This is a genomic window from Allocoprococcus comes, assembly GCF_013300725.1.
GTDB classification, from domain to species: domain Bacteria; phylum Bacillota; class Clostridia; order Lachnospirales; family Lachnospiraceae; genus Allocoprococcus; species Allocoprococcus comes_A.
In genome coordinates, this window is sequence record NZ_JAAIMM010000050.1 from 1 (window position 1) to 5097 (window position 5097).

Annotated in this window: 5 protein-coding genes; all 5 read left to right on the top strand. The window is 43.9% G+C overall.

Going from position 1 to position 5097, the window contains the following annotated elements:
- Nucleotides 1–1379, top strand: a 1379-nt coding sequence (locus G4407_RS15705; RefSeq protein ID WP_173689627.1) for an MSCRAMM family protein, incomplete at its 5' end; no start/stop codon positions are given.
- Between the two features lie 136 nt (nucleotides 1380–1515).
- Entirely contained in the window at nucleotides 1516–2676 is a 1161-nt protein-coding gene (metK, locus tag G4407_RS15710) for a methionine adenosyltransferase (RefSeq protein ID WP_129980864.1), read from the top strand.
- Nucleotides 2676–3653, top strand: a complete 978-nt coding sequence (locus G4407_RS15715) for a DUF3991 domain-containing protein (protein WP_173689628.1) — start codon at nucleotides 2676–2678, stop codon at nucleotides 3651–3653. The genes metK and G4407_RS15715 overlap by 1 nt, the downstream gene beginning before the upstream one ends.
- 6 nt (nucleotides 3654–3659) lie before the next feature.
- Entirely contained in the window at nucleotides 3660–4406 is a 747-nt protein-coding gene (locus G4407_RS15720; protein ID WP_173689629.1) for a hypothetical protein, read from the top strand.
- 11 nt (nucleotides 4407–4417) lie between these two features.
- Nucleotides 4418–5011: a hypothetical protein gene (locus G4407_RS15725; RefSeq protein ID WP_173689630.1), complete on the top strand. Its 594-nt coding sequence runs from the start codon at nucleotides 4418–4420 to the stop codon at nucleotides 5009–5011.
- Nucleotides 5012–5097 lie beyond the last annotated feature (86 nt).

The window sequence follows — 5097 nt, forward strand, 5'->3', positions numbered from 1 at the left end:
AAGAAACAGGTATTTATAAAGGCTTTAAATATGAAGAAACCGGAGTAGAAGGTGCCCAGTTCGAAGTATATGCCAAAGATACCATCTATTCACCGGACGGAGCAAAGGACGAAGAAGGGAATCCGCTTGTCCGCTACGAAAAAGATGATTTGGTAGCCAAACTGATTACAGACGAAAAGGGAATGGCAGTACTCAACAACCTGCCACTGGGAACTTATTATCTGAAAGAAGTTGTGGCAGGAGAGAATTTTGTCCTGAATACCGAGCAGAAAGAATTTACCCTGACAGCCGAGGATGATACGCAGGCAGTTGTTTATGAAGGGGTTACCTACAAAAACGAGAGACAGAAAGTGTCCGTATCGGTAGAAAAGAAGGATTCTGTTACAGGAGAAAAACTGGAAGGAGTCATCTTCGGACTGTATGCCGGGGAAGATATCGTCTCTAATCAGGGAGAAGTTCTTGTAGAGAAGGATACCCTGCTGGAAAAGAAAGCAACCGACAAGAACGGAAATCTGACCTTTGACAGTGACCTTCCACATGGGAAATATTATGTCAAAGAGGAAGTCAGAAAAGCCGGATATCTTCCGAACGAGGAAGTATGGAAAGTAGATGTATCCTACGAAAACCAGAATCTTGAAAAGATTGTACTGAGTAAAGAAGTTGAGAACCAGCCGACCGAGACACGGATCAGCAAGACAGATGCAACCACCGGAAGCGAGCTGGAGGGAGCAAAACTTCAGGTAATCGACAAAGACGGAAATATCGTGGAAGAATGGACCAGTACTAAAGAAGAACATGTGATCTATGGTCTGCCGGAAGGAATTTATACCTTGCATGAAGAACTGGCTCCTTATGAAGACGGCTATGTGTCTGCCAGCGATGTGGCCTTTGAAGTCAAAGAAGACGGAAGTGTGACAAAGGTTGAAATGAAAGACGAATATTCCAAAGTGGAAATTTCCAAAACAGACATTACCACAGGGCAAGAACTGGAAGGGGCAAAACTTCAGATCATCCGAAAAGACGGAACTGTTCTGGAAGAGTGGATCACGGACGGAAAGCCACATTCTGTTGCGAAGCTTCCGGTCAATGAGGAACTTACCTTGCGTGAGATCACAGCACCGGATGGGTATGAGATTGCCGAAGATGTTACATTTACATTGAAAGATACGATGGAAGTGCAGAAAGTAGAAATGAAAGATGCCAGAACACCGGAGAAAACAACCGAAAAGACCAATGCACCAAAAACAGGGGATGACCAGAAAGTATGGGCATTTGTCCTGCTTGCACTGGCATCTACCGGAACAGTTACAGGAGTGACTGTGTACCGCAGAAAGAAGTCAAAAATGACGGAAAACAAAGAAGAAACAGAAGAAAAATAAAAGAAGAATAACTGGATAAATCAATCCGGCAGGGCAGGAGATGTGTATCAGGCAGCTCCTGCCCTGTTTATCTTACCATGCATTCGTAAGTAAGGATTTGCCAGTGGCAGGACTTGTAGATATAAGGAGAAGAAAAATGAAACGTTATTATACAGCAGAATCAGTAACAGAAGGACACCCGGATAAAGTATGTGACCAGATCGCAGACGCAATCTTAGATGAATGCCTGAAACATGATCCATCTTCAAGAGTTGCATGTGAAGTGCTGGCGACAAGAGGAAATGTGTTTGTGGCTGGAGAAATCAGCAGCGGATATGAGCCGCCAGTGTTTGATGTGATCCGAAAGGTTCTGGGGGAATGCGGATATTGTACGGATGGAATAGAAATGGATACGTTTGTACACCAGCAGAGTCCGGACATCGCAAAAGCAGTGAGTGTATCAAAAGAATTCCGGGACAACAATGGAAAAAAGGGAAGAGACAGAAGCCGGGGAGCTGGAGATCAGGGCGTTATGGTCGGTTATGCGTGTGACGAAACCGCACAGCTTATGCCAATGCCTATCGTTTTGGCACACCGGATCACCCGTGAACTTTCGGCTTGCAGAAGAAGCGGATATATCAAAGATATCTTTTCGGATGGGAAAGCACAGGTAACCGTAGAATATGAAGATGAAAAACCAGTGAGATTGGAAAGCGTGGTTGTTTCCTGCCAGCATAGTGCAGAAAAGAGCCTGAAGAAGTTAGAGACCGAGATCAGGGAGAAGGTGCTTCGTCCGGCACTCCGATTACTGCCTCCGGATGAGGATACGAAGATCCTGGTCAATCCGTCAGGGAGATTTGTGTGCGGAGGTCTTGATGCAGATACCGGACTGACCGGAAGAAAGCTGATGGTGGATACCTATGGCAGTATGGTTCCGCATGGCGGAGGTGCATTTTCGGGGAAGGACTGTTCAAAAGTAGACCGTTCTGCAGCATATATGGCAAGATATATTGCCAAAAATATGGTAGCTGCCGGACTTGCAAGCAGATGTCAGGTGTCTCTGGCTTACGCAATCGGAGTGGCAGAGCCGGTGATGATCGCAGTGGATACCTTTGGTACAGGAAAAGTGTGTGCAGATGATTGTCTGGCGAGAGCAATCCCACTGGTGTTTGGAGTGACACCTGTCCAGATCATGGAATCTCTTAGGCTGAACCGTCCGATTTTCCGGCAGACGGCAGTTTTTGGACACTTTGGAAGAAAGGAGTTTCCTTGGGAGCGAACTGATAAGGTACTGGCTCTTCAGGATACCATTCTGTAATGCCCTGGGTAACGGAAGAGGAGATTCAGGCAGCAAAGAACATGACTGCGTATGAGTATTTACGAACGCATCAGGCACAGAGACTGCAAAAGACAAGAACCAGAAATGAATGGCAGTTGACAGACCACGACAGTTTTAAAATCAATGAACTGTCCAGTAAATGGCATTGGAAGTCCAGAGATATCGGTGGCGTGTCTGCACTGCGTTTCCTCATAGAAGTGGATGGGATGAAATTTACAGATGCCGTAAAGCTGTTGTGTGAAGAACGTCCGTCTTTTCTTCCGACACAGTCAGTTGAAAAAGAAAAACCACCATTTAAACTGCCGGAGAGATATTGTAATTGCAGACGAATCAGGGCTTACTTAAACCACAGAGGGATCAGCGATGAAGTGATCACATATTGTATTTCACAGGAAATCCTTTATGAAAGTGTTCCGTACCATAATGCTGTTTTTGTCGGGAAAGATGAATCGGGAAAAGCGAGATATGCCTTCCTGCGAGGAATCTATGAAAAAAACGGGAAAGGATTCAAGATGGAACAGGCCGGAAGTGAAAAGAAGTACAGTTTTTGTATTCCTCCAAGAAAAGAGACGAATCGGGTTGCTGTTTACGAAGCCTGTATTGATGCACTGGCACATATGACACTGGAAGAGGGAAAGCAGGATAAATACCGGCTTTCCCTTGGGGGAATTGCTGCTCCGAAAGAAAACGCACAGATACAGAGTGAATGTTTTAAAAAGCCGCCGGACGCACTGGAAGCGTTCCTTAAGAACCATTCGGAAATCAAAGAAATTGAAATCTGTACGGATAATGATTTCGCCGGAAGATGGGCAAAAGAACAGATGAAAAAGCATTATGAAGGAAGATACCGGATCATCTGTAACCTGCCGGAAAGAGAAGGGGCAGACTATGCAGATCTTGCAAAAGAAAGAAAGCAGACGAATCAGAGCAGAGACAGACCAATAGAAAGCAGGTGATAGAAAATGGAAGAAAAAGAAACGATACACGTAAATCTATTGACAGAACTGACTGGAAATCTTATTTCGGAAGAATCGGAATGGGAAGAAGAGTGGACAGAAAATGATGCATATGGAATGCCTTTGGATGGGACAGATCTTGCCGATTATGAAGATGCTATCCGAGAAGAACTGGAACGCTATGGGGAAGATGATCTCATGCAGTATTTTGATGGAAGTGAGTCCATTCATGGAAAAATACAAAGTGCAGTTGTTACGGTAGAAAACAAAGATGGAATCCTGTACGGCTGTACCAAACTGGAATTAAATGAATTTTTAAGTCAGGAAGAACTACAGGAATTCACCGAATACATTACAGGGCAGTACAGTGACGGGTGGGGTGAAGGATTTGAGCAGAGGGATATCAAGGTAGATGGTGGAATGCTGAATGTGCATTTCTGGCATCCAGATATGGAGCAGCCGAAAATCTATGAAAAGAAAACAGAGCAGATCCCGATAAAGCCTGAGAAACAACGTCCCAAGTTACAACTCCTTGGACATGATGGGAATATTTTTTCCATTATGGGCGATGCCTCAACTCTTTTGAAAAAGAATAAACAGACAGCAGAAGCAAAAGAAATGTGTAAAAGAGTATTGGAAAGTGGGGATTATTACAAAGCACTTTTGATTATCAGTGAATATGTAGAAACCGAGTTGAGTCTGCCACCAAAAGAAAATAAAAGGACAAAGAAGAAACATCAGCCGGAACGGTGAAAGGAGATAATATGAATAAGTATAAGATTACAGCGATTGAACATCCGCAGTATCCATGGCTCCATCGAATACAGGCATTGATCGATGTGAACGAGAAAGTACCAGAAGGAACACGGGGCGGTTTTGTAGAGAATGAAAACAACCTGTCACAGGAAGGAACTTGCTGGATTTATGATGATGCAATCTGTTGCGAAAACGGTGAGGTAAAGGAAGAAGCTGCACTTTATGATGGCAGTCTGGTCAGAGGTTATGCGGTTGTTACCGGAGATGCTACTTTTTATGACAGAGCAGTTGCAAAGAGAGACTGTTATATCTGTGGCGGTGAGATAAAGGAAAATGCGATAATCAGTGGAAAAGCATTTATTGATACGGTAGGAGTAAATGCACCTATTATCGGTGGAGAAAGCCATGTGTATGGAGAAGTAAGAGGAAATATCTATATCAAAGGGGATATTTTCCCTTGGGATATATTTAATAACCACACAAAAGATATGTTCTTATATGAAAATGGAAAGTGGAGAGCTTTTTCTGTTCCTGAGAAACTGAAACCGCCAAAGTCCTACCAGAAAAAACAAACAAAGAAGAAAAATCAGCCGGAGCGCTGAGAACAGAAAGGATGATGCCTATGACAAATGACCTGAGTTTGGAAGAACTTATGAAAGAGGGAACATACCCAGAGGAATATGCCGAA

Coding starts and splice junctions, on each gene's coding strand:
- G4407_RS15715 (WP_173689628.1), top strand. CDS start 2,676: ATGCCCTGGGTAACGGAAGAGGAGATTCAGGCAGCAAAGAACATGACT.
- metK (WP_129980864.1), top strand. CDS start 1,516: ATGAAACGTTATTATACAGCAGAATCAGTAACAGAAGGACACCCGGAT.
- G4407_RS15720 (WP_173689629.1), top strand. CDS start 3,660: ATGGAAGAAAAAGAAACGATACACGTAAATCTATTGACAGAACTGACT.
- G4407_RS15725 (WP_173689630.1), top strand. CDS start 4,418: ATGAATAAGTATAAGATTACAGCGATTGAACATCCGCAGTATCCATGG.